Origin of the sequence: Kitasatospora aureofaciens (assembly GCF_001188955.3) — a bacterium.
GTDB lineage: Bacteria > Actinomycetota > Actinomycetes > Streptomycetales > Streptomycetaceae > Kitasatospora > Kitasatospora aureofaciens.
Genome location: NZ_JPRF03000087.1, coordinates 259,455 through 283,666, shown reverse-complemented (window position 1 = coordinate 283,666; position 24,212 = coordinate 259,455). Strand labels below are relative to the sequence as shown.

Annotated in this window: 19 protein-coding genes and 1 riboswitch; of the genes, 14 read left to right on the top strand and 5 right to left on the bottom strand. The window is 73.5% G+C overall.

The genetic code is table 11. The annotated features are described in order from the left end of the window. The first annotated feature begins 198 nt into the window (after positions 1-198). From HS99_RS38485 to HS99_RS38450, 8 genes are all read left to right on the top strand, one after another. Positions 199-1,119, top strand: a complete 921-nt coding sequence (locus HS99_RS38485) for a TetR family transcriptional regulator (protein ID WP_030554616.1) — start codon at positions 199-201, stop codon at positions 1,117-1,119. 382 nt (positions 1,120-1,501) lie between these two features. Next, positions 1,502-2,839, top strand: coding sequence for a crotonyl-CoA carboxylase/reductase (gene ccrA, locus HS99_RS38480; protein ID WP_030285603.1), 1,338 nt, complete (start codon positions 1,502-1,504; stop codon positions 2,837-2,839). Then, the gene (locus HS99_RS38475) at positions 2,839-4,869 is read left to right on the top strand and encodes an ethylmalonyl-CoA mutase (protein WP_030554618.1); all 2,031 of its coding nucleotides are present in this window, start codon (positions 2,839-2,841) and stop codon (positions 4,867-4,869) included. Before ccrA ends, HS99_RS38475 begins: the two co-directional genes overlap by 1 nt. A 43-nt stretch (positions 4,870-4,912) precedes the next feature. Beyond that, the gene (locus HS99_RS38470) at positions 4,913-5,893 is read left to right on the top strand and encodes an HpcH/HpaI aldolase/citrate lyase family protein (protein WP_030285599.1); all 981 of its coding nucleotides are present in this window, start codon (positions 4,913-4,915) and stop codon (positions 5,891-5,893) included. Positions 5,894-5,896: 3 nt separating this feature from the next. Further along, complete coding sequence (locus tag HS99_RS38465) at positions 5,897-6,400, top strand: MaoC family dehydratase (RefSeq protein WP_030554620.1); 504 nt, start codon at positions 5,897-5,899, stop codon at positions 6,398-6,400. Between the two features lie 146 nt (positions 6,401-6,546). Next, entirely contained in the window at positions 6,547-7,749 is a 1,203-nt protein-coding gene (locus HS99_RS38460) for an acyl-CoA dehydrogenase family protein (RefSeq protein WP_030554622.1), read from the top strand. Positions 7,750-8,266: 517 nt separating this feature from the next. Then, complete coding sequence (locus HS99_RS38455) at positions 8,267-8,959, top strand: phosphatidylserine decarboxylase (protein ID WP_030285593.1); 693 nt, start codon at positions 8,267-8,269, stop codon at positions 8,957-8,959. Beyond that, positions 8,946-9,824, top strand: a complete 879-nt coding sequence (locus HS99_RS38450) for a CDP-alcohol phosphatidyltransferase family protein (RefSeq protein ID WP_030285592.1) — start codon at positions 8,946-8,948, stop codon at positions 9,822-9,824. The genes HS99_RS38455 and HS99_RS38450 overlap by 14 nt, the downstream gene beginning before the upstream one ends. 69 nt (positions 9,825-9,893) lie before the next feature. On the opposite strand, the gene HS99_RS38445 is transcribed toward HS99_RS38450, so the two are convergent. From HS99_RS38445 to HS99_RS38435, 3 genes are all read right to left on the bottom strand, one after another. After that, entirely contained in the window at positions 9,894-11,168 is a 1,275-nt protein-coding gene (locus HS99_RS38445; RefSeq protein ID WP_046387263.1) for a hypothetical protein, read from the bottom strand. A gap of 623 nt (positions 11,169-11,791) precedes the next feature. Next, positions 11,792-12,916, bottom strand: coding sequence for an alpha/beta hydrolase family protein (locus tag HS99_RS38440; RefSeq protein WP_030554624.1), 1,125 nt, complete (start codon positions 12,914-12,916; stop codon positions 11,792-11,794). Positions 12,917-13,086: 170 nt separating this feature from the next. After that, positions 13,087-13,782: a helix-turn-helix domain-containing protein gene (locus HS99_RS38435; RefSeq protein ID WP_050366526.1), complete on the bottom strand. Its 696-nt coding sequence runs from the start codon at positions 13,780-13,782 to the stop codon at positions 13,087-13,089. A gap of 197 nt (positions 13,783-13,979) precedes the next feature. Beyond that, positions 13,980-14,107: riboswitch (cobalamin riboswitch) on the top strand. Between the two features lie 99 nt (positions 14,108-14,206). On the opposite strand from HS99_RS38435, the gene HS99_RS38430 reads away from it, so the two are divergent. The 6 genes from HS99_RS38430 (at position 14,207) to cpt (ending at position 21,599) form a co-directional block, all read left to right on the top strand. Then, complete coding sequence (locus HS99_RS38430; RefSeq protein ID WP_030554626.1) at positions 14,207-15,175, top strand: cobalamin biosynthesis protein; 969 nt, start codon at positions 14,207-14,209, stop codon at positions 15,173-15,175. Positions 15,176-15,402: 227 nt separating this feature from the next. Continuing rightward, positions 15,403-16,923 (top strand): cobyric acid synthase, encoded by a 1,521-nt coding sequence (locus tag HS99_RS38425; RefSeq protein ID WP_030285586.1) that lies wholly within the window; start codon positions 15,403-15,405, stop codon positions 16,921-16,923. Further along, positions 16,920-19,043 (top strand): putative cobaltochelatase, encoded by a 2,124-nt coding sequence (locus HS99_RS38420; RefSeq protein WP_030554627.1) that lies wholly within the window; start codon positions 16,920-16,922, stop codon positions 19,041-19,043. Before HS99_RS38425 ends, HS99_RS38420 begins: the two co-directional genes overlap by 4 nt. 5 nt (positions 19,044-19,048) lie before the next feature. Continuing rightward, positions 19,049-19,654, top strand: coding sequence for a cob(I)yrinic acid a,c-diamide adenosyltransferase (gene cobO / locus HS99_RS38415; RefSeq protein WP_030285582.1), 606 nt, complete (start codon positions 19,049-19,051; stop codon positions 19,652-19,654). A gap of 4 nt (positions 19,655-19,658) precedes the next feature. Then, entirely contained in the window at positions 19,659-21,047 is a 1,389-nt protein-coding gene (locus HS99_RS38410) for a cobyrinic acid a,c-diamide synthase CobB (protein WP_030285580.1), read from the top strand. A gap of 9 nt (positions 21,048-21,056) precedes the next feature. Continuing rightward, complete coding sequence (cpt, locus tag HS99_RS38405) at positions 21,057-21,599, top strand: chloramphenicol phosphotransferase CPT (protein ID WP_030285578.1); 543 nt, start codon at positions 21,057-21,059, stop codon at positions 21,597-21,599. A gap of 159 nt (positions 21,600-21,758) precedes the next feature. Here the strand turns inward: cpt and HS99_RS38400 are convergent, their stop codons facing one another. Next, positions 21,759-23,435: a serine/threonine-protein kinase gene (locus HS99_RS38400; RefSeq protein WP_050366527.1), complete on the bottom strand. Its 1,677-nt coding sequence runs from the start codon at positions 23,433-23,435 to the stop codon at positions 21,759-21,761. A 115-nt stretch (positions 23,436-23,550) separates the two neighbouring features. Further along, on the bottom strand, positions 23,551-24,159 hold the full coding sequence (locus tag HS99_RS38395; RefSeq protein ID WP_030557624.1) for a TetR/AcrR family transcriptional regulator: 609 nt from the start codon (positions 24,157-24,159) through the stop codon (positions 23,551-23,553). Between the last annotated feature and the right edge of the window lie 53 nt (positions 24,160-24,212).

Genomic DNA, 24,212 nt, shown 5'->3' with positions numbered 1-24,212 from the left:
TACGACCCGGCGGCGGGGCCGGGCGGCGCCCCGGGCAACGGCGGCGCCGCGTACGGCTCCGGGTCCGCCGCGCGCCCCGCCTGGACGCCGGGCGCGGTGTCCGCCCGCTGGCCCAGACCGGCCGTGACCGGTCCGGTCACGCCGGTGCGCCGGGGAAGGGCGGCGGGCGCGCAGCCCGGGCCGTGTAGCGTTCCGGGCATGGATCGGGTTCAGTCAGCCTCCCCGCAGCACTCCGCCGGACCGCGCGGCACCGACCGGACGGCCGGCCCGTCCGGGGGCGCCGCGCCGGAGGCGGGGCCGGGCAGCCGCCGGGCGGCGGCGCAGCGTCAGCAGATGCGCCAGGACCTGGCCGCGGCGGCGATGGAGCTGTTCGCCTCGCAGGGCTACGAGGAGACCACGGTCGACCAGATCGCCGCGGCCGCCGGGGTGGCCCGGCGCACCTTCTTCCGGTACTTCCGGTCGAAGGAGGAGGCGATCTTCCCCGACCACGACGACACCCTCGTCCGGGTGGCCGACCTGCTGGCCAGCGCCGAGCCCGAGGAGCACCCGCTGGACGTGGTCTGCCGCGGCATCAAGGAGGTGCTGCGGATGTACGCCTCCACCCCGGGCGTGTCGGTCGCGCGGTACCAGCTGATCCGTCAGGTCCCGGCGCTGCGCGAGCGGGAGATCGCCGTGGTGGCCCGGTACGAGCGGCTGTTCACCCGTTACCTGCTGGGCCGGTTCGACACCGGCGAGCCCATCCCGTCGGGCTGGCAGCGCGGCGGCGAGGACGACTCGATGCTGGCCGAGGTGTCGGCGGCGGCGGTCGTGGCGGCGCACAACCACGTGCTGCGGCGCTGGCTGCGGGCCGGCGGCCGGGGTGACGTGGAGGCGCAGCTGGAACACTCCTTCGAGGTGATCCGGCGGACCTTCTGGGCCGCCAGCACGCCGGGTGCCAGACGCCGGGGCCCGGTGGTGGCACCGGGTGCCAGTGGGATGCCTGGGGACGGGGTGGCGGAGAGCGCACTGAGTGCCAGCCCCGGAGGTGAGGTGCTCATCACAGTCGCCCGGACGGACGCTCCGCTGGACGTCGTGGTGGACAGCATCCGGGCCGCGCTGAGCGGCACCCGGGACGCCTGAGCCCAATTAAACAGCAGGTCAGCGGCAGAACGAGGGCCCGCGCTGGATCGCCGGCGCGGGCCCTCGGCACACCCGCACCACGCGCGTTCGGCGCCCTTCCGGAGCGTCGGAATTCCTGGCACCCGGTGTCTTTACGAGTGGCACAGGGTGCCACTACCTTGTTACTCACCAGTCGCGGCGCCGCGGCTCCCCACCTCGGCGCGCCGTCGGCCGGCGTTCCCACACCCCGGGAGCTGTGCCAGACCAAGCAGTGCCGGATCCGCCCGAACCACCCCGGGCGCCCGCCTGACCACCAACCACCCACCTCAGCGAAGCCGGTGTCCGCTCCCGGCTCCCCCAGACGCCCTGTGACCCTCACACAGGTACGCCTTCGGAGGCAGCCATGCAGGAAATCCTCGACGCGATCCTCAGCTCCGACGCCACGTCGGCGGACTTCGCGGCGCTCAAGCTCCCCGAGTCCTACCGGGCGGTCACGCTCCACAAGGACGAGGAGCAGATGTTCGCGGGTCTCGACAGCCGCGACAAGGACCCCCGCAAGTCCCTTCACCTCGACGAGGTGGCCCTGCCCGAGCTGGGCCCGGGCGAGGCCCTGGTCGCCGTCATGGCCAGCTCGGTGAACTACAACACCGTGTGGAGCTCGATCTTCGAGCCGGTCTCCACCTTCGGCTTCCTGGAGCGCTACGGCCGCCTCTCCCCGCTGACCAAGCGCCACGACCTGCCGTACCACGTCCTGGGCTCCGACCTCGCGGGCGTGGTGCTGCAGACCGGCGCCGGCGTCAACGCCTGGAAGCCCGGCGACGAGGTCGTCGCCCACTGCCTCTCGGTCGAGCTGGAGTCCCCCGACGGCCACAACGACACGATGATGGACCCGGAGCAGCGCATCTGGGGCTTCGAGACCAACTTCGGCGGCCTGGCCCAGATCGCCCTGGTCAAGACCAACCAGCTGCTGCCCAAGCCGAAGCACCTGACCTGGGAGGAGGCCGCCTCCCCCGGCCTGGTCAACTCCACCGCCTACCGCCAGCTGGTCTCGCAGAACGGCGCCGGCATGAAGCAGGGCGACAACGTCCTGATCTGGGGCGCCAGCGGCGGCCTGGGCTCCTACGCCACCCAGTACGCCCTGGCCGGCGGCGCCACCCCGATCTGCGTGGTCTCCAGCGAGGCCAAGGCCGACATCTGCCGCGCGATGGGCGCCGAGGCGATCATCGACCGCTCCGCCGAGGGCTACAAGTTCTGGAAGGACGAGAACAACCAGGACCCCCGCGAGTGGAAGCGCCTCGGCTCGAAGATCCGCGAGTTCACCGGCGGCGAGGACGTCGACATCGTCTTCGAACACCCCGGCCGCGAGACCTTCGGCGCCTCCGTCTACGTCACCCGCAAGGGCGGCACCATCGTCACCTGCGCCTCCACCTCCGGCTACATGCACCAGTACGACAACCGCTACCTGTGGATGTCCCTCAAGCGCATCGTCGGCTCCCACTTCGCCAACTACCGCGAGGCCTTCGAAGCCAACCGCCTCGTCGCCAAGGGCAAGATCCACCCGACCCTCTCCAAGGTCTACACCCTGGAGGAGACCGGCCAGGCCGCCCTCGACGTCCACCACAACAAGCACCAGGGCAAGGTCGGCGTCCTGTGCCTCGCCCCCGAGGAGGGCCTGGGCGTCCGCGACCACGAACTGCGCGAGAAGCACCTTCCGGCCATCAACCGCTTCAGGAACGTGTGATGACCGAGGCTCAGAAGCGCGACCGCCCCTGGCTGATGCGCACCTACGCCGGCCACTCCACCGCGAGCGACTCCAACGCGCTATACCGGCGGAACCTGGCGAAGGGCCAGACCGGTCTGTCCGTCGCCTTCGACCTGCCGACCCAGACCGGCTACGACTCCGACCACATCCTCGCCCGCGGCGAGGTGGGCCGGGTCGGCGTCCCGGTCGGGCACGTCGGCGACATGCGCACCCTGTTCGACGGCATCCCGCTCGAACGGACCAACACCTCCATGACGATCAACGCCACCGCGATGTGGCTGCTGGCGCTCTACCAGGTGGTCGCCGAGGAGCAGGGCGCCGACATCGCCAAGCTCACCGGCACCACCCAGAACGACATCGTCAAGGAGTACCTGTCGCGCGGGACGCACGTCTTCCCGCCCGGCCCGTCGGTGCGCCTGATCACCGACATGATCGCCTACACGGTCGGCCACATCCCCAAGTGGAACCCGATCAACATCTGCAGCTACCACCTCCAGGAGGCCGGGGCCACGCCCGTCCAGGAGATCGCCTACGCGATGTGCACCGCCATCTCGGTGCTCGACGCCGTCCGCGACTCCGGGCAGGTGCCCGCCGAACGGATGGGCGACGTGGTCGCCCGGATCTCCTTCTTCGTCAACGCCGGCGTGCGCTTCGTCGAGGAGATGTGCAAGATGCGCGCCTTCGCCCAGCTCTGGGAGAAGGTCACGCTGGAGCGGTACGGAGTCACCGACCCGAAGCAGCGCCGGTTCCGCTACGGCGTCCAGGTCAACTCGCTCGGCCTGACCGAGGCCCAGCCGGAGAACAACGTCCAGCGGATCGTCCTGGAGATGCTGGCCGTCACCCTCTCCAAGGACGCCCGCGCCCGTGCCGTCCAGCTGCCCGCCTGGAACGAGGCGCTCGGCCTGCCCCGCCCGTGGGACCAGCAGTGGTCGCTGCGGATCCAGCAGGTGCTGGCGTACGAGTCCGACCTGCTGGAGTACGGCGACCTCTTCAACGGCTCCGAGGTGGTCGAGGCCAAGACCGCCGCGCTGCTGGCGGGGGCCGAGGCGGAGATCGCCAAGGTGCTGGAGATGGGCGGGGTGATCCCGGCCGTCGAGTCCGGCTACCTCAAGTCCAACCTGGTCGCCTCGCACGCCGCCCGCCGGGCCCGGATCGAGTCCGGCGAGGACAAGATCGTCGGCGTCAACTGCTTCGACACCACCGAGCCCAGCCCGCTCACCGCCGACCTGGACACCGCGATCATGGTGGTCGACCCGGCCTCCGAGCAGTCCGTGCTCGCCGCCCTGGAGGCCTGGCGCGGCCAGCGCGACGAGGCCGCCGCCCAGCGGGCGCTGGCCGAGCTCAAGGCCGTCGCCGCCACCGAGGCCAACCTGGTGCCGGCCACCCTCGCCTGCGCCCGGGCCGGCGTCACCACCGGCGAGTGGTCCTTCGCCCTGCGCGAGGTGTTCGGCGAGTACCGCGCCCCCACCGGCGTGGGCGGCGCGCCCGTCGCGGTCGCCGCCGAGCCCGGCGGGGAGCTGGAGCAGGTCCGCGCCGCCGTCGCCGCCACCGCCGAGGAGCTGGGCGCCGGCAAGCTGCGCCTGCTGGTCGGCAAGCCCGGCCTGGACGGGCACTCGAACGGCGCCGAGCAGATCGCCGTCCGTGCTCGCGACGCCGGCTTCGAGGTGGTCTACCAGGGCATCCGGCTCACCCCGGAGCAGATCGTCTCGGCCGCCGTGGCGGAGGACGTGCACTGCGTGGGCCTGTCCATCCTCTCCGGCGCCCACTCCGAGCTGGTGCCGGACGTCCTGAAGCGGTTGCGCCGCGCCGGGGTGGAGGATGTCCCGGTGATCGTGGGTGGCATCATCCCGGCAGCGGACGGCGAGGCCCTCAAGGCCGCCGGCGTCGCCGCCGTGTTCACCCCGAAGGACTTCGGCATCACCACCATCATCGGCCGGATCGTGGACGAGATCCGGCTCGCCAACAAGCTCCAGCCGTGGACGCCCGCACCGACCGCGGCCACGAACTGACCAGCTGACCAGCTGACCACTGGGAAGGAACCGAACCACCCCCATGACGACCGTCAACCGCCTGCGCCCCCGCCGCTCCTGCCTCGCCGTACCGGGCAGCAACCCTCGCTTCCTGGAGAAGGCCCAGGGCCTCCCGGCCGACCAGGTCTTCCTCGACCTGGAGGACGCCTGCGCCCCGCTGGTCAAGGAGAGCGCCCGCCACAACATCGTCGACGCGCTGAACAACGGCGACTGGGGCAACAAGACCCGCGTCGTCCGCGTCAACGACTGGACCACCCACTGGACCTACCGTGACGTGATCACCGTGGTCGAGGGCGCCGGCCCCAACCTCGACTGCATCATGCTGCCGAAGGTCCAGGACGCCGGGCAGGTGAAGGCGCTCGACCTGCTGCTCACCCAGATCGAGAAGACCATGGGCTTCGAGGTCGGCAAGATCGGCATCGAGGCGCAGATCGAGAACGCCAAGGGCCTGATCAACGTCGACGCCATCGCCGAGGCCTCGCCCCGGCTGGAGACCATCATCTTCGGCCCCGCCGACTTCATGGCCTCGATCAACATGAAGTCCCTGGTGGTCGGCGAGCAGCCGCCCGGCTACGGCGCCGACGCCTACCACTACATCCTGATGCGCATCCTGATGGCCGCCCGCGCGAACGACCTCCAGGCGATCGACGGCCCCTACCTGCAGATCCGCAACCAGGAGGGCTACCGCGAGGTCGCCCGCCGCTCCGCCGCCCTCGGCTTCGACGGCAAGTGGGTGCTCCACCCGGACCAGGTCGCCGCCGCGAACGAGATCTACTCGCCCTCGCAGGAGGACTACGACCACGCCGAGCTGATCCTCGACGCCTACGACTACTGCACCTCCGAGGCGGGCGGCGCCAAGGGCTCCGCGATGCTCGGCGACGAGATGATCGACGAGGCCAGCCGCAAGATGGCCCTGGTCGTCGCCGGCAAGGGCCGGGCCGCCGGCATGCAGCGCACCACCAAGTTCGAACTGCCCGACACCGACAAGAAGGCGGAGGGCTGAGCCGTGCAGTTCGGACGCACCTACGAGGAGTTCGAGGTCGGCGCGGTCTACAAGCACTGGCCCGGCAAGACGGTCACCGAGTACGACGACCACCTCTTCTGCCTGCTCACCATGAACCACCACCCGCTCCACATGGACACCAACTATGCGGAGAAGACGACGGACTTCGGCAAGAACGTCGTGGTGGGCAACTACATCTACTCGCTGCTGCTCGGCATGTCCGTCCCGGACGTCTCCGGCAAGGCGATCGCCAACCTGGAGATCGAGTCGCTGCGCCACATCGCGCCGACCTTCCACGGCGACACCATCTACGGCGAGACCACCGTCCTCGACAAGTGGCCGTCCAAGTCCAAGGACGACCGCGGCATCGTCTACGTCGAGACCAAGGGGTACAAGCAGGACGGCACGGTCGTCTGCGTCTTCCGCCGCAAGGTGATGGTGCCGACCGAGACGTACATCAAGGCGCGCGGCGGCGAGCAGCCCGGGCGCCCCGAACCGCTCTCCTGATCCCCACCCCTATATAGAGACCCCGGACGGGGAGGCCGCCGTCATCGGCCGACCCCCACCCGGTCGGGGGCCCTGCTGCCGCAGCCACGCCGGCAGGGCCCCCGGAAATCCCCCCCCGCCCTCTTCAGACATTTCGGAGCCGCACGATGGGACGCCTCGCACAGACCGACGGCCTCACCGAGATCCAGCGGGACATCCTCGCCACCGTGCGGGATTTCGTCGACAAGGAGATCATTCCGGTCGCGACCGAGCTGGAGCACAAGGACGAGTACCCGACCGCCATCGTCGAGGGCATGAAGCAGCTCGGGCTGTTCGGCCTCACCATCCCCGAGGAGTACGGCGGCCTCGGCGAGTCCCTGCTCACCTACGCCCTGGTGGTCGAGGAGATCGCCCGCGGCTGGATGTCGGTCTCCGGCATCGTCAACACCCACTTCATCGTGGCGCACATGATCAACGCCCACGGCACCCAGGAGCAGAAGGACTACTTCCTGCCGAAGATGGCCGCCGGCGAGATCCGCGGCGCCTTCTCGATGTCCGAGCCCGGCCTCGGCTCCGACGTTTCGGCCATCTCCACCAAGGGCGTCAAGGACGGCGAGTTCTACGTCCTCAACGGCCAGAAGATGTGGCTCACCAACGGCGGCACCTCCACCCTGGTCGCGGTCCTGTGCCGGACCGACGAGGGCGGCAACACCCCGTACAAGAACATGACCACCTTCCTGATCGAGAAGACGGCCGGCTTCGGCCCGAACCCGACCGTCCCCGGACTCACCGTGCCCGGGAAGATCGAGAAGATGGGCTACAAGGGCGTCGACACCACCGAGCTGGTGCTGCAGGACGTGCGGATCCCCGCCGACCGCATCCTCGGCGGCATCCCGGGCCGCGGCTTCTACCAGATGATGGACGGCGTCGAGGTCGGCCGCGTCAACGTCGCCGCCCGCGGCTGCGGCGTCGCCCGGCGCGCCTTCGAGCTCGGCATCTCCTACGCCCAGCAGCGCTCCACCTTCGGCAAGAAGATCGCCGAGCACCAGGCGATCCAGTTCAAGCTCGCCGAGATGGCCACCAAGGTCGAGGCCGCCCACCAGATGATGGTCATGGCCGCCCGCAAGAAGGACAGCGGTGAGCGCAACGACCTCGAGGCGGGCATGGCCAAGTACCTGGCCTCGGAGTACTGCAAGGAGGTCGTCGAGGACGCCTTCCGGATCCACGGCGGCTACGGCTTCTCCAAGGAGTACGAGATCGAGCGCCTCTACCGCGAGGCCCCGATGCTGCTCATCGGTGAAGGAACTGCGGAGATCCAGAAGATGATCGTCGGGCGCCGGCTCCTGGAGGAGTACAAGATCGCCGAGTGACGGCCGGCCTCCCGCCCCGGGGCGGGACCGCCGAGTGAGTGCGGGACCGCCCCGATCGACGGGCGGCCCCCTCCGAACCGCCGGTCGACGGGCGTGCGGGCCCGTCCCGGCAGAGTGCCGTGCCCCGTCACGGGCCCGGCCTGGTCCGCCAGGGTCCGGCACGGCCTCCGGAAAGCGGCCGCAGGGCGTACAGCTGCAACGACGCGCCCTGCGGCCGCTTCCTTACACCTTCTTCCGGTCGCTGTCGGCCGTGTCCCCACCGGGTTCCGTGCGCCACCCTGCTGAGACAAGAGTCACCAGCCGTGTCCGGTGCCTTGGGAACCGGACCGGGGCGAGCTACGGTCGTAGAGGCGGGACGCGCACCCACGCTCCCGCCGGACACATGAACGAGCAGGCGGGTTGCCCACCCACCGTGTGCTCCCGATAGCATCCACCGGGACAGCAAGCCGTCCCTCTATTACCGATCCCGCGGTGGCCCCCGTCCAGCGGCCATGATCCCCCGCGACAAAGGTCTTCGATGCCCATCAGCCCGTCCCCTCACACCTCCGTCACGGACCGCGATGCCCTCGCATCCCCGACGGCCGGTCGGCGACCCCGCGTGACCATCGCGCGCGGAGCCACCCCCTGGTTCGTCCCCACCCTCGCCACGGCCGCCGTGACCACCGCCCTCACCCGGCGCAGCGGCAAGTGGGCCCTGGCGGCGGTGCCCGCCTGTGCGCTCAGCGCGGGCATGCTGTGGTTCTTCCGCGACCCCGAGCGTGAGATCGGCACGGGCAGAGTGATCTCCCCCGCCGACGGCGTGGTCCAGAGCATCGACGCCTGGCCGGACGGCCGTACCCGGGTGGCGATCTTCATGAGCCCGCTGAACGTCCACGTCAACCGCGCGCCCCTGCCGGGCACGGTGACGTCGGTCGAGCACGTCGCGGGCGGTTTCGTGCCGGCGTTCAACAAGGACAGCGACCAGAACGAGCGGGTCGTCTGGCACTTCGACACCGAGCTCGGCGACATCGAGATGGTGCAGATCGCGGGGGCCGTGGCCCGCCGCATCGTGCCGTACGTGGCCGCCGGAACCAAGGTCGAGCAGGGCGACCGGATCGGTCTGATCCGGTTCGGCTCCCGGGTCGACACCTACCTGCCGGCCGGCGTCGAGGTCGGCGTCGAGGTCGGCCAGAAGACCACAGCCGGGGTGACGCGCCTTGACCGTGACTGATCCTGAGACAATCGTCGGCCTGGACGACGAGGAGACGGCCCTGCGCCGCCGCCGCTGGGCGCGCGACCGCGAGCTGCGTGCCCCGCGCTCCCCTCAGCACCTGTCCACCGCCGACTTCCTGACCCTGGGGAACGCCGTCTGCGGCTTCCTGGCGATCTACTCGATCACCACCGGGGTCCTGATCCCGCACATCACCAACCCGGACGCCGCTCCGGACCGGCACAGCGCGGCCACCGCCGTCACGCTGCTGCTGATCGGCTCGATGTGCGACCTCTTCGACGGCCTGGTGGCGCGGAAGCTCCGCTCCTCCGCCCTCGGAGCCGAACTCGACAACCTGGCCGACCTGATCAGCTTCGGCATCGCGCCGGCCTACTTCGTCGCGGTCTGGGGCATGGTCTCGCAGGGCTCCAACCGGACGCTCTCCGCGCTGATCGCGCTGACCGTGCTGCTCGCGGTGGTCCTGCGGCTGGCCCGCTTCTCCGCCGTCAAGATGCGGCCCGGGGTGTTCCAGGGCATGCCCTGCCCGATGGGCGCGATGACGGTGATCGCCATCGTGCTGCTCGACCCGCCGTTCCTGCCCGGTCTGCTCGCCATCTTCGGCGCGGCGTACCTGATGGTCAGCCGGATCGAGTACCCGAAGCCGCAGGGGTTGCTGGCCACCGCGACGCTCTGCTGGGTCGTCGTGGCGATCGGCTGCCTGGCAGCCTGGGCGACCGGGCTGCCCGGCGGCGACACGCTGATGCACGTCGGCGCGTTCGCCCAGATCACGCTCGCCGCGATGGCGCCGCTGCTGGTCATCCGGCGCAAGGTCGGGCAGAAGGTCGGCGACGTCCGCGCCCGGCGGGCGGAGTCCCGGCTCGGCTGAGTCCGCCCCGCGATGTGGGAAGGGCCCGGAACCACCAGGTTCCGGGCCCTTCCCGCGTTCCGATGCGCCTCACGCGCCGCCGGTGTGGACGCTGAAGGCGGAGCGGCGGGCCGCCCGGGCCACGCCCGGGTCCGGGTGCACGCCGGAGACCGCCGTCAGCACCGAGGCCGCCCGGGGGTGACCGGACTGCCGGGCGCGGGCGAACAGCCGCACCGGGTCGCCCGCCGAGGCGCCCTCGACGTGTCCCACCAGCAGCTCCGTCTCGCCGTGGTCCAGCACCGCCGCCGCGGTGTCCACCCACAGCCAGGCCGCGTCCTCGGCGCCGAGCACGTCCGCCGGGGAGACCCCCTCGTCGGCGCGCTCGGCCAGCCACAGCAGCGCGTACGGGCGCAGCACCGGCTCGTCCACCGACGCCCGTACCGCCTGCTCGGCCGGACCGCCGGCCACCCGCAGCGCCTCGAAGGCCAGGCCGCGCACCAGCGCGTCGTCGCCCTGGGCTGCGTCCAGCAGCTCGGCCACCGCGCGGTCCGCCGGTCGGGCCGCCACCCAGGCGCGGAACTCCGCCCGGGCCGGCCCGGGCGAGTAGTCCGCGCAGGCGTTCAGCAGCTCGAAGGCGCTCTGCTCGATGTGGCCGGCCGCGGTCTGGGCGACGGTGCAGATCTCCTCCAGCTTCGCCCGCACCGCCCAGTGGCCCAGCGGGGACAGCTCAGCGGCATCGTTCCTGCGCACGACGGCGCCGACCGCCGCCAGGCCGTCCAGCATCCAGTCCAGGACGGCGGCCACGTCGGAGGGCGCGGCCGGGGTGTCGATCTGCGGCGCCCGGCAGGTGCCGCGGACGGCGGACACCGCGGAGGCGGCGTGCGGCACCGGCGACAGGCCCGGGTTGCCGAGGCCGGCGCCGACGCGGCGCTCGTCCAGGCCGCGGCGCAGCAGTTCCAGCAGCTCGCTCTCGGCCACCGGGCCGTCCACCAGGTGCAGGAAGGACAGCAGCTGGGGGGCCTGGTCCACGGCCTGGCCGGCCAGGACGGCGAACACCCCGCGCAGCGCGGCGGGCGGCACCGGGGCGAGCAGCGTCCAGGCGTCGAACAGTCCGGACCAGCCGCGCACCACGGCCTCGTCGTCGTGCTCCCACGCGTGCAGGCGCCAACCGGGGCCCGCGCCGCCGTCCCGGGCCTCCACCAGGCCCACCAGCAGCGCCTGGCCCCACGCCTTGGCGGCGGCGCCGACCGTCATGGCCAGCGCCCGGCCGGCGGCGCGGGCGTCCTCGGGGAGCAGCTCGCCGCGCTTGTCGACCTCTTCCAGTTCCCCGGCCCAGCGGGCGATCCGGACGGCGTCCACCAGCATCCGGCGGGCCAGCGGCGCCAGCTCGGCCGGCGCGGGGAAGCCCTCCGGGACGGGAACCCGACCTCGGCCGGGTGCCGGCGCGGGCCCTCGTCGCCGGGGTACACCGGCCCCGCCCGGCCTGCCACCGGAGGGCCGGTGGGCCGTACCGGGGAGACGGGTCACCGTCGCACCGGTACCGATCGTCGGCGGGAGCGGGGCATCACGGTCGCGCGGGTTCCGAGACGTCACGTCGAGCAGTCTTCCCCTTGCACCGGCCTTCTGTCACATCCGGTTGTCCGTACGACCGCTGGACCGGGTACCGCACCTCCGCAAGATCGGGCAACAGTGGCAAACCGCCTGGCCGGAAACGTATGGCGGGGCCATGCCAGGGAGGCGGCGGGGCGTCGCGCTGCCCGTTCGAACGGTCACGCTCCGTGCCGGATGCGGGTCGGTCGGGATCCGGGGAGCCGGACCCGGAGGGAAGCGGAGGGCCGGAATCCGGCCAGGTGGCATGTGCCCGCTGGGTGAGAGCGGAACGCCGGAAGTCGGCGGGGCCGACTTCCGGTGCGTGGTGGATGCCCCGGCTTCCACGGTTCGGGAGCAAATTTCTTCCTTTACCGCTTCGCCTTGTGCACCCGCCGGATTCAGAGCAGCGGGGTGAGCCAGCGCCGGAGGAGTTCCGTGTAGTGCTCGGGGGCCGAATTCCACAGGGCCGCGTGCTCGGCGCCCGGGAAGCGCTGGAGGTTCACCACGTCGTGCCGGGCGGCGGCCAGGCGCTCCACGGTGTCGAAGGGGGCTATCCGGTCGTCCGGGCTGTGCAGGACCAGGGTGGGCACCCGCAGGTCCGCGCCCTCGGCGAGGCGGGAGGAGTCCGCCAGGTCCACCCCCGTGCGGCCCTGCGCGGCCAGCGTGCCCAGCTCGGCGGAGACACCGGTGAAACCGGCCCGGGCGGCGTCCCGGCGCGCCGCGCTCGCGAGGTCGAGGACCGGCGAGTCGAGGATCAACCCGCTGATCGCGTGGGCCCAGGCGGAGCGGGCGGCGGTGTGCAGGACCATGGTGGCGCCCACCGACCAGCCGTGGAGGATCACCCGGCCCGCGCCGCTGTCGAGCGCCAGCCGCACCGCCGCCTCGACGTCCCGCCACTCGTCCTCGCCGAAGCGGCTGTAGCCGCCCGGCGGGGCCGGGGCGCCCTCGTCACCGCGGTAGGTGACGGCGAGGGCCGTCAGGCCGAGGCGGTGCAGGGTGGGCAGCACCGGGAGCGTCTGCTGGCGGTCGGCCTCGGGGCCGTGCACCAGGATCACCCAGGTGCCGCGCTTGCCGTCGAGCCGCCAGGCGGGCAGGGCCCCGAGTTCGCCGTCGGCGGCGGTCTCGGTGTAAGCCAGGCCGAACGCCTCGGTGGGGTCGCCCAGGTGCACGCGCGGGGTGAAGCGGACCTCGGTGCCCGGCGTCAGGGTGCCCCGGTCCGCCCGGACCAGCCGGCGGGTGACGCCCTGCGCGTCGCGGTACAGGATCTCCTCCACCACCGCGTGCCCGTTGCCGTCCCACTCGACCGCCCAGCGCCCGGGCCGCAGGCTCTCGGGGCGGCGGTTGAAGATGACCCGGTCGACACCGAGGCCGTGCACCACCACCGGCCCGGCCTCCGGCTCGACCGGCCCCGGCACCCCGGGGCGGACCATCCGCTCGGAGGCCCGGCGGCCGACCACCAGGACGACGGCCCCCGCCCCGACGGCGGCGGCGGCGGCCACGACGGCTGCGGTTCCCCAACGCATTTCGTTCCCCGCTCTGTTGCACGGACCGACCGGACGGTGTTCGAGCACCAGTCCACCGCGGCTCCGCCGCCCGGACCACCCGGACTGGTCCGTCCGGGGGACGCGCCGGGGCCCGCCTTCGAACCCGCGTCCGCAGGGCGGACGACGCGATTCCGAGGAGCGGCCCCGGGTCAGACCGGGATGGCGGGGTCCAGGGCGCTGAGGAGGTGCCAGAACCGGGGGACGAGGGGCGGCGTGGCGGTACGGGGCTGGGCGGTGGCGCCCCAGTGGGAGGGGACGTGGTGTTCCTGGTGGAGGACGGGGAGGACGGCGGCGAGGTCGGCCTCCGGGACGGGCACGAGGCGGGCGAGCGGGCGCAGGTGGGGCTGCCAGCGGCCGGCCACGCACTGGCGCAGCAGGCGGTCGAGGGCCTCGCCGCGCCCGGTCGCCTCGACGAGTTCGGTCAGCCGCAGGCCGAGCGCCTGGGCGAGGGCGTGGGTCTGGTCCCGGTCGCCGTCCCAGTGGCCGGTCAGTTCGGCCTGCCGGTAGGCGGGCAACGACACTCCGGTCCGCTCGGCGACCGCCTCCTGGCCGAGCTCCCGGGCGAGGCGGTGGTCGCGCAGGCTCACCGGGCGGCCGTCCATCAGCTGGGCGGCCGGGCACCACAGGGCCCTGGCCAGGGCGATGAACTCGGCCTCGCCGGGGCGCAGCTCGCCGTTCTCCCAGGCGAGCACGTGACCGGGCAGCAGCCGTACGCCGTGCGCGGCCATGCCCTCGGCGACCTGGTCGGGGCTCAGCCCGAGGCCGGCCCGGTGGGCGCGGGCGGCCTCGGGTGAGAACGGGACGGGGGAAGGGGCGGCAGTGGTGGGGGACTTTCTGCGGCGCATGGCACCGAACCGTAGGTGTGGCCCCCGGGCCGTCCCAGTCGCCGAACGCACGAAGCGGAGCTGACGGGCCCTTCCCCGCGCTGGGCGATCGCACAGGTCCGCTACCGGTCCCCCGGTGTGACCGACCCCTCCTTGACCTCGGTTGACTCCCGGTTCGGCCGCGTGATGGGATCCTGGGGCCAAACGGAGGCATGGAGAGGAAGCCGGTGCGAGTCCGGCGCGGTCCCGCCACTGTCACCGGGGAGCACGCTCGGAAGTGCCACGGCGGGCCGTCAGAAGCCGCTGGAAGGCCCGGGGGTGCGTCCGACCCGGAAGCCAGGAGACTCTCGCCCCCGGTACGTCGATCCAGGGCGCGGACCCTGAGTGAGGACACCCACGCGATGCAGGCTGCCCCGCCCCGTCGGATTACTGGCTTTTCGCCGCCGTGCGCCCGCTGACCCGGGCCGCCGCCTTCGCGCTGGGCGCCGTCGCGGGTTACGCCGCCGACGCCCGTTTCGCCGACCCGCGCCGCGGCCACCCGGTCGCCCTGTTCGGCAGCGCCGCGACCCGCCTGGAGCGGCGCGTGTGGCGCGACGACCGGGCCGCCGGAGCCGGGTACACGGCGCTGTGCGTGGGCGCGGTCGCGGCCGGCGCGCTGGCGCTGGACCGTACGGTCGGTCACCGTCCGCTGGGCCGGGCCGCGCTGGCGGCCGCCGCGACCTGGACGGTGCTCGGCGGCACCTCGCTGACCCGGGAGGCCCGCACCATCGGCCGCTCGCTGGCCGCGGGCGATCTGACGGCCGCCCGGGAGCGGCTGCCGCACCTGTGCGGGCGGGATCCGGGCGCGCTGGACGGGCAGCAGATCGCCCGGGCGGTGGTCGAGTCGGTCGCCGAGAACACCGCCGACGCCGTGGTGAACGCCCTGACCTGGGGCACCCTGGCAGGCACCCCGGGGCTGCTGGCTTTCCGCGCCGTGAACACCCTGGACGCCATGGTGGGCCACCGCTCGCCCCGCTACGGCCGCTTCGGCTGGGCCTCGGCCCGGCTGGACGACGTCGCGGGCTGGCCGGGCGCCCGGCTGACCGCGCTGCTGACGGTGGCTGCGGCGCCCGAGCCACGGACCGCCTGGCGGGTCTGGCGCCGGGACGGCTCCGCGCACCCGAGCCCGAACGCGGGCCAGGCCGAGTCGGCCTTCGCGGGCGCGGTGGGCGTACGGCTGGGCGGGACGCTCACGTACGGCAAGCGGGTGGAGCACCGGCCGGTGCTGGGCGGGGAGTTGCGGCCGGTGACGGTGGACGACATCGAGCGGGCCTGCACGCTGTCGCGGCGGGTGGGCGCGCTGGCGCTGGGTACGACGGTCGCGGGGCACGTCCTGCTGCGGGCGCTGTTCGGGAAGAGGAGGGCCCAGGCGTGAGTGAGCGCAGCGAGCTCATCATCGGAAGGTGCGCATTGTGCGAAGCGCCTGCCGAGCGAAGCGAGGTGGGTGCATGAGTGAGCGCAGCGAGCTCATCATCGGAAGGTGCGCATTGTGCGAAGCGCCTGCCGAGCGAAGCGAGGTGGGTGCATGAGTGAGCGCAGCGAGCTCATCATCGGAAGGTGCGCATTGTGCGAAGCGCCTGCCGAGCGAAGCGAGGTGGGTGCATGAGCACGAGCAAGGCGCTGCTGGTCGCCGGGACGACCTCGGACGCGGGCAAGAGCGTGGTGACGGCCGGGATCTGCCGTTGGCTGGCCCGGCAGGGCGTGCGGGTCGCGCCGTTCAAGGCGCAGAACATGTCACTGAACTCCTTCGTCACCGCCGACGGCGCCGAGATCGGCCGTGCCCAGGCGATGCAGGCGCAGGCCGCCCGGGTGGAGCCGGAGGCGGCGATGAACCCGGTGCTGCTGAAGCCCGGCGCGGACGGCCGCAGCCAGGTGGTGCTGCTCGGCCGGCCGGTCGCCGAGGTGGGCGCGCTGGACTACCGCGAGCGCAAGCCCGTCCTGCTGGAGCGCGCCCTGGAGTGCCTGGCGGACCTGCGCCGGCGCTACGACGTGGTGGTGTGCGAGGGCGCCGGTTCGCCCGCCGAGATCAACCTGCGCGACCGGGACATCGCCAACATGGGCCTGGCCACGGCCGCCGCGCTGCCCGTGGTGGTGGTCGGGGACATCGACCGCGGCGGGGTCTTCGCGGCGATGTACGGGACGCTGGCGCTGCTGTCCGCGGAGGACCAGCGGCACGTGGCGGGCTGGTTCGTCAACAAGTTCCGCGGCGACGCCCGACTGCTGGCGCCCGGCCTGGAGATGCTGCACGAGCTGACCGGCCGTCCGGTGCTGGGCACGCTGCCGATGCTGCCGGGGCTGTGGCTGGACGCCGAGGACTCGCTGGACCTGTCCACGGTGGTGGACCGGGCGGACGGGCCCGGTCCGCTCGGGGCCGACGTGCTGCGGGTGGCCGTGGTGCGCTTCCCCCGGCTGTCCAACTTCACCGACGTGGACGCGCTGGCGCAGGAGCCGGGCGTGCTGGTGCGCTGGGCGACCCGGCCGGAGGAGCTGGCCGACGCCGACCTGGTGGTGCTGCCCGGCACCCGGGCCACCGTGGCGGACCTCGCCTGGCTGCGTGAACGCGGCCTGGAACCGGCGCTGAAGGCGCGGGCCGCGGCCGGGCTGCCGATCCTCGGGGTCTGCGGCGGCTACCAGATGCTGGCGCGCTCGATCGAGGACGAGGTGGAGTCCAGGGCGGGGCTCGTCGACGGGCTCGGGCTGCTGCCGACCGACGTCCGCTTCGGCGCCGAGAAGGTGCTGGCGCGCCCGGTCGGCGAGGCGTACGGGCAGCGGGTCGAGGGCTACGAGATCCACCACGGGATCGTGGCGGTCGAGGGCGGGGAGACGTTCCTGGACGGCTGCCGGGTCGGCTCGGTCTGGGGCACGACCTGGCACGGCGCACTGGAGAACGACGGCTTCCGCCGCGAACTCCTGCGCGAGGTAGCGGAGTTGGCCGGACGGGCGTTTGTGCCGGCGCCGGACACCTCCTTCGCCGCGGCGCGCGAGGCCCGGCTGGACCGGCTGGGCGACCTGATCGAGGAGCACGCGGACACCGACGCGCTGTGGAAGCTGATCGAGGGCGGGGTGCCGGCGGCCGGAACGCTGCCGTTCCTCCCGCCCGGGGCACCTGGGAGTGACGCATGAGTGACGTCCGCTATCCGTTCACCGCGATCGTCGGCATGGCCGACCTGCGACTCGGGCTGCTGCTGAACGCGGTCTCGCCCGCCGTGGGCGGCGTGCTGGTGCGCGGCGAGAAGGGCACCGCGAAGTCGACCATGGTGCGCGCGCTGGCCGGGCTGCTGCCCTCCATCGCCGCGGTGGACGGCTGCCGCTTCGCCTGCGACCCGGCCGCGCCGGACCCGCAGTGCCCGGACGGGCCGCACACCTCCTTCGGGAGTCACGAACGCCCCTCCCAGCTGGTCGAGTTGCCGGTAGGCGTGGCCGAGGACCGGATCGTCGGCTCGCTCGACCTGGAGCGCGCACTCGCCGAGGGCGTCAAGGCGTACGAGCCCGGGCTGCTGGCCAAGGCGCACCGCGGCGTGCTCTACATCGACGAGGTGAACCTGCTCCAGGACCACGTGGTGGACCTGCTGCTGGACGCCGCCGCGATGGGCCGCTCGTACGTCGAGCGCGAGGGCGTGTCGGTGCGGCACGCGGCGCGGTTCCTGCTGGTCGGCACGATGAACCCGGAGGAGGGCGAGCTGCGGCCGCAGCTGCTCGACCGCTTCGGCCTGACCGTCGAGATCGCCGCCACCCGGGACCCGGCCGAACGCGCCGAGGTGGTCCGGCGCCGGCTCGCGTACGACGCCGACCCGGCCGGCTTCGCGGCGCGGTTCGCGGCGCAGGAGCGGGAGCTCGCCGAACACATCACCGCCGCCCGCGAGTTGCTCCCCAAGGTCGAACTGACCGATGTGGCCCTCCGTCAGATCACTGCCGTGTGCGCCGCGTTCGAGGTGGACGGGCTGCGCGCGGACATCGTGATGGCCCGCACCGCGGTCGCGCTGGCCGCCTGGGCCGGGCGGGTGGAAGTGCTGGAGGAGGACGTCCGCAAGGCCGCCCAGCTGGCCCTGCCGCACCGGCGCCGACGCAACCCCTTCGACGCTCCGGGGCTGGACGAGGAGCAGTTGGACAGGACGCTGGAGGAGCACTCCCAGCCGGAGGACCCGGAGCCCGAGGGCGACGGGCCCGGTCCGGACGGGGACGGTGACGGCGGTGACGGCGGCCCCGACAGCGGCGGCGGTCCGGAGGGCGGCGGCCCCGACGGCGGCGGCGCCCCCGAGCCGTTCGACGGCGGCACCCCCGAGACGTCCGCCCCGGAGAGCGGCGCCGCCGACCCCGAGCTGCCCGCACAGCAGCCCGTACCCGCCCAACACCCATCCCCCGCACGGGAGTCGGCGCCGGTCGCGGCCGGGGACCCGTACCGGACCCGGTTGTTCACCGTGCAGGGCACCGGCCACGGCGCCCAGGGCCGGCGCTCCCCCGCCGAGACCACCGGCGGGCACACCATCCGGGCCCGTCGGCCGCAGGGCACCCTGAGCCGGCTGCACCTGACCGCGACCCTCCAGGCCGCCGCGCCGCACCAGGTGGCGCGCGGGCGGGCCGGCCGGGCGCTGGTGCTGCACAAGGACGACTTCCGCGAACAGGTCCGCCAGGGACGGGAGTCCAACCTCGTCCTGTTCGTGGTGGACGCCTCCGGCTCGATGGCCGCCCGGCAGCGGATGACCGCCGTCAAGGGCGCGGTGCTGTCGCTGCTGATGGACGCCTACCAGCGCCGGGACAAGATCGGCATGATCACCTTCCGGGGCGCGGACGCCGAGCTGGCACTGCCGCCCACCTCCTCGGTGGAGGTCGGCGCGGCCCGGCTGGAGTCGCTGCCCACCGGCGGGCGCACCCCGCTGGCCGCCGGCCTGCTGCGCGCCCACGAGGTACTGCGGGTGGAGCGGCTGCGCGACCCGAACCGGCGCCCGCTGCTGGTCGTCGTGACCGACGGCCGGGCCACCGGCGGGCGGGACGCGCTCGCCCGCTCGCAGCGCGCGGCCGCGCTGTTCGCCGCCCAGGGCACGGCGAGCGTGGTGCTGGACTGCGAGTCCGGACCGGTCCGCCTGGGCCTGGCCCGTACCCTGGCCGGACTGCTCGGCGGCAGCGCCGTCAGCCTGGACGAGCTGCGCGCGGAGGGCGTGGCCTCGCTCGTCCGCGAGAACCACGCGAACCGCACGAACCGTGCGACCACCACTTCGATCGCTTCGCTGCGAAAGGCGGCCTGACCGACATGCCCAAGGGTGTCCCCGAGAGCGTTCCCGACGACGGCCTGACCACCCGCCAGCGCCGTACCCAGCCGATCACCGCCGTGCACACCGGCCCCGGGAAGGGCAAGTCCACGGCCGCCTTCGGCATGGCGCTGCGGGCCTGGAACCAGGGCTGGTCGGTCGGGGTCTTCCAGTTCGTGAAGTCCGCCAAGTGGAAGGTCGGCGAGGAGAACGCGCTGCGCGTGCTGGGCGCCTCCGGCGAGGGCGGCAGCGTCGACTGGCACAAGATGGGCTCCGGCTGGTCCTGGATCCAGCGCTCCGCCGAGCAGGAGATGACCAGCGAGGAGGCGGCCAAGGAGGGCTGGGAGCAGGTCAAGCGGGACCTCGCGGCCGAGACCTACCGCTTCTACGTGCTGGACGAGTTCACCTACCCGATGCACTGGGGGTGGATCGACCCGGAGGAGGTCGTCTCGGTGCTCAAGGACCGCCCGGGCAGCCAGCACGTCGTCATCACCGGCCGCTACGCGCCCGAGGCACTGACCGGATTCGCCGACCTGGTCACCGAGATGACCAAGGTCAAGCACCCCATGGACGCCGGCCGCAAGGGCCAGCGCGGCATCGAGTGGTGACCACTTGAGCACCGTCCCCCGCCTCGTCGTCGCCGCGCCCTCCTCCGGCGCCGGCAAGACCACCGTCGCCACCGGCCTGATCGCGGCGCTCGCCGCGCGCGGGCTGGCGGTGTCCCCGCACAAGGTCGGCCCGGACTACATCGACCCGGGCTACCACGCGCTCGCCGCCGGGCGCCCGGGCCGCAACCTGGACGCCTTCATGTGCGGGCCGGAGCGGATCGCCCGGCTGTTCCTGCACGGCGCCGCGGGGGCGGACGTCGCCGTGGTCGAGGGGGTCATGGGCCTGTTCGACGGGGCCTCCGGGCGTGGGGAGCTGGCCTCCACCGCGCACGTCGCCAAGCTGCTGCGGGCACCCGTGGTGCTGGTCGTGGACGGCTCCTCGCAGTCCCGCTCGGTGGCCGCGCTGGTGCACGGCTTCGCGTCCTGGGACCCGCAGGTGCGGCTGGCCGGGGTGATCCTCAACCGGGTCGCCTCCGACCGGCACGAGCAACTGCTGCGCGAGGCCCTGGAGGAGGGCTCCGGGGTGCCCGTGCTGGGCGCGCTGCGCCGCTCGGCGGCGGTGGCCACGCCGTCCCGCCACCTCGGGCTGATCCCGGCGGTGGAGCGCTCGGCGGAGGCGCTCAAGGCCGTCGCGGACATGGGCTCCCTCGTCGCTGCCTCGGTCGACCTGGACGCCGTACTGGAACTCGCCCGGACCGCACCGGAGTTGGCCGACGACCCGTGGGACCCGTCGGCGGAGGTCGCGCCGGTCGGCGGACGGCCGCGGATCGCGGTGGCGGGCGGCGCCGCGTTCTCCTTCTCGTACGCCGAGAACGCCGAACTGCTCGGCGCGGCGGGTGCGGAGGTCGTGCCCTTCGACCCGCTGCACGCCTCGGCACTGCCGGAGGGCACCGCCGGACTGGTCGTCGGCGGCGGCTTCCCGGAGCTGTACGTACGGGAGTTGAGCGGGAACGCCGCGCTGCGCTCGGCCATCTCCGCGTTCGCCGCCGCGGGCGGGCCGATCGCCGCCGAGTGCGCCGGACTGCTCTACCTGGGACGGGAGTTGGACGGCCTGCCGATGTGCGGAGTGCTGGACACCACCGCCCGGATGACCGAACGGCTCACCCTCGGCTACCGGGAGGCCGTCGCCCTGCACGACTCCCCGCTCGGCCCGGCGGGCACCCGGGTGCGCGGGCACGAGTTCCACCGGACGGTCTGCGAACCGGGCGCGGGCGACCACCCCGCCTGGGGCTGGCGCCTGCCGACCGGGCCCCGCACGGAGGGCTTCGCGGGGGGCAACGTGCACGCCTCGTACCTGCACCTGCACTGGGCGGGGACGCCCGAGCTGGCCTCGTCGTTCGCGGCGGCCGCAGCGGCCTTCGATGCCGGGACGGGGCCGGGGACCCGCACGTAAGGTGGGCTCATGGATGTGATCGTCCTCAACGGCGGCTCCAGCTCCGGCAAGTCGAGCATCGCCCGGCGCCTCCAGGAGCTGCTGCCGGAGCCCTGGCTGCACCTCGGCGCGGACACCATGGTGAGCGCGCTGCCGCCGTGGCTGCTCGGCGGGGGCGAGGGCATCGGCGGCCTGGACGACGGCGACGGGACGGTGGCGGTCGGGCCGGTCTTCGCCCGGCTGGACGCCGCCTGGACACTCGGCGTGGCGGCGATGGCCCGGGCCGGGGCTCCCGTCGTGGTGGACGAGGTGTTCCTCGGCGGGGCCGCCTCGCAGCAGCGGTGGCGCGCGGCGCTGGAGGGCCTCGACGTGTTCTGGGTGGGGGTGCGCTGCGACCCGGCGGTGGCCGCCGCCCGGGAGGCGGCGCGCGGCGACCGGGTCGCCGGGATGGCCGCCGCGCAGGCCTCGTTGGTGCACGAGGGCGTCACGTACGACCTGGTCGTGGACACCTCGCGGGCCTCGGCGGACGAGTGCGCCGCGGCGATCCGCGCACGGGTCGCCGCGCCGCGTTGAGCCCCGCCCTCCCAGTGCCACCGGCTCTCGTGCCGGTACCGGTGCGCGGTGAACGGGGTCGTGGTGACCTCGTACGTCGACCGGCCGGTGGGCGCCGTGGCGGTGTCGCCGGAGGACGGGCAGTTCACCTCCGTCAGGCGCAGTGGGTCGGGGCGTCGATCACAGCGCGAGTGTCTGCCAGCCGCGGGTGATCTGGTCGTGGACGGCCGACGGGTCCGGCGGCGTCGGCTGGGCCGCCGCCAGCGCCGCCAGCAGGCCCGTACCGTCCGCCGGGCGCTGCTCGGGGTCGATGGCCAGGGCGCGGGTGACGACGGCGGCGAGCGCCGGGTCGAGGGCCCGGACCGCCTCCAGCGCCACCGGCTCGGGCCCGGTCTCGACGATCCGGCGGATCACCGCGCCCGTGTTGGTCGCCGCGAACGGGCTGGCGCCGTGCGCCGCGCACACCACGCAGCAGGCCCAGGCCCACACGTCGGCCGCCGGGCCGACCCGCTCCTCACCGAACTGCTCCGGCGCCATGTAGGTCAGGGTGCCCGGGCCGCCGCCGGTGGCGGTCAGCCGGGTGCCGTCCACGATCGCCGCGATGCCGAAGTCCAGCAGGCGCGGGCCGGCCGTGGTCAGCATGATGTTGGCGGGCTTGAGGTCCCGGTGGACCAGCCCCAGCCGGTGCACGCCGGACAGCGCCACGGCCAGCGCCAGCGCGAGGGCGCGCAGCGCCTCGGCGGAACGGATCGGCCCCTGCTCGCGCAGGTGGGCGTCCAGCGGGCGGCCGTCCAGCAACTCCATGGCCAGGTACGGGCGTCCGGAGTCCACGCCGGTGTCGAGTACCCGGGCGGTGTAGGCGCCGGGGACCATGGCGAGCACCTCGGACTCCCGCTGGAAGCGGCGCAACAGGTCGGCGTCGTTCAGGAGCTCGATGTTGATGGTCTTCAGCGCGACCTGGGTGGCGGAGCCCTGGCGCCGGGCGAGGTAGACCGTGCCCATGCCGCCGGAGCCGATCCGGCCGAGGAGTTGGTAGCCGCCGATCGTGCGGGGCTCGTGGGCGCTGAGGGGGCTGCCGAGGGGCGGGCTCGACGGCACGGGCGGGGCGGGCGGGGGCTGCGGGGCGGGCGGGGTGAACTGCGTGGGGACATAAGGGGATTGCGGGGTGTGCGGGGTCTGCGGCCAATGCGGTGGCGCGGTGGGGCCGTACGGGTTCAGCGGCGCCTGGGCGGCTCGGGCGGCGTCGGCCGCCGGGGTGGCCGCCCCCTCCGTGCCGACCGGCCTGGGACGGCGGCTCACCAGCAGGGCGGTCACCTGGAAGACCAGGGCGGAGAAGAGCAGGCCGACCGGCAGCAGGAACACGCCGATCACCGCGCGGAGCAGCACCTGTCCGATCAGCCGCGCCCGGGTCGAACCCGACGACCAGGCCTCCCGGGGCAGGCCCTTGGTCAGCAGCTTGCGCTGGGTCAGGTACCAGAGCAGCAGCCACAGCAGCAGGAACCCGATGAAGAGGGCGACGTACCAGGTCCGCGCCACGCCCGGGGAGATGCGCCATTCGTGGGCGAGGTACACGGCGTTGTCGAGGTCGAACGGCCGCTCCAGCAGGAAGTAGCTGTGGAGGTCCTCGAGGTACACGGCGAAGTAGGCCCCGACGGCGGCGACCAGTGCGATCGCCAGCTCGCCGAAGGTCGCCCCGAGGCCGCCCGGCGCTCCCCCGGTCGCATCGGCGCCGGTGGCCGCCAACGCCCGCCGGCGGGTGGCGGTCTGGGCGCGCACCAGTACCGGAAGTGTCGCCAGCCGTACCAGCAGCGCCAGTCCGACCGTGATCAGTAGCGCCATGTCGAGCAAGTCCAGCATGTCCCCCCCTGCCTGATCGGGCACACGGAGTATAGGGGGACGCCCGGGGCGGTCGTCCTCCCGTGCCGGCCCCCTGCCGGCCCCTCCGCTACGCCGTCCCTCCGCCCTCCCCCTCTCAGCGCTCCTCTTCCAGCAGCGCGGCGAGGTAGCGGTCGAGGTCGACGCGCAGTTCCTCCGGCATCGGCACCTGCCAGTGCCCGCTACCGGCCGTCGCGTTGAACAGCACCCCGTCGCACCAGCGGATCAGCCGACGGGCGTCCACCTCCGGGTCGGTGGAGCCGGAGGCGGCGAGCAGGTCGGCGGCGAACCGGGTGAAGCGGGCGCCCAGGCGGTCGTAGACGGAGCGCAGTTCGGGCCTGCGGGTGGCCTCCAGGGCGAGTTCCAGGCGGGCCAGGGTGAGCCTGCGGCCGCTGGTGAGCGCCTGGAAGAGCGCCTCGGCGCCGACCTCGACGAGCAGGTCGCGCGGCGGAAGGGTGGTCGCCGACAATCCGCCGCCCTCGGCGAAGGCCGGGTGGTCGGCGGTCTCCCGCTCAAGGATCCGGACGAGCACGAGTTCCAGCAAAGCGGCCCTGGTCCGGGCCAGGTTGGAGGTCGACCCGGCGGGCAGGCCGGACGCGTCGTCCACGGCGCGGTGGGTGAGCCCGCGCAGGCCGGCATCGGCGATCAGGTCGATGGCGGCGTCGGCGATCAAGGTCGGTCGCGGGGGCGTCAGCGGGGCTGTCATGGGTCCGATCATGGCCTTTCCGGCCAGGCTCCCCCAACTCACTACAGCCGTAG